The following is an 881-nucleotide window of genomic DNA, read 5'->3' on the forward strand; positions in this document are numbered from 1 at the left end:
TGAAAGCATTGCCATCTGACCAATGTGAATAAGCTCGGTTGCACCTTCGCCAACGATCTGAACACCGAGAATCTTTTCGCCCTGAGGGTCACATATGATCTTCAGCATACCATCACGTATTCCATTAATCTGACCACGAGAGATCTCTTCAAAATTGGCTTTACCAATCACAATACCGTCACCATGCTCTTTCTTAGCTTGCTGCTCAGTCATCCCAACAGCCGAGAGTTCAGGAATTCCATAGATACCCGAGGGGATCATCTTACTCATTGGACCCACTTCAATTCCTAAAGCATTACAACTCGCTCGTCGTCCCTGCTCCATTGACGCCGAGGCCAATGATGGCGGGCCAATGACATCGCCTGCCGCATAAATATGCGGGACTTGGGTTTGCAACATATCATCAACCGATATATTGCCAAACTCATTTAACTCCAAACCAGCATTGGCAATCTGCAGGTCCTTCACATTTGCTACGCGGCCAGCGGCACAAAGAAGCTTCGCAGATCTAACAATAGTCCCGTCATCGCATCGCGTGATGACTTCAGATAAGCCATCCCACTCAACAGTTTCAACGTTCTTCTCACCTAACCATGTGCCACCCATTTCCTGAAATGAGTCGACAAACTTGGAGGTTAAGTCACCATCCATAAAGCCCAAAGGCAAAGGATACCGGTCAATCATTGTTACCTTAACGCCAAGCGCCTGGAAGATAGAGGCATATTCACTAGCGATAACACCACCACCGAGAACAGTGAGGCTCTTTGGCAAATACAACATTGTTAGGATTGAGTCAGAATCAAAAATATTTTCATGATCGACAGGGATATTATCTGGCTTACGAGGGATCGAGCCGGAAGCAATAACAAAGCTACTGGCTT

1 protein-coding gene is annotated in these 881 nt (G+C 46.5%); it reads right to left on the reverse strand.

The annotated features are described in order from the left end of the window. On the reverse strand, nt 1–881 hold an 881-nt coding region (locus tag A3729_RS08335; RefSeq protein ID WP_197475692.1), incomplete at both ends, for an FAD-dependent oxidoreductase.

The sequence above is a fragment of the Oleiphilus sp. HI0043 genome (assembly GCF_001634935.1).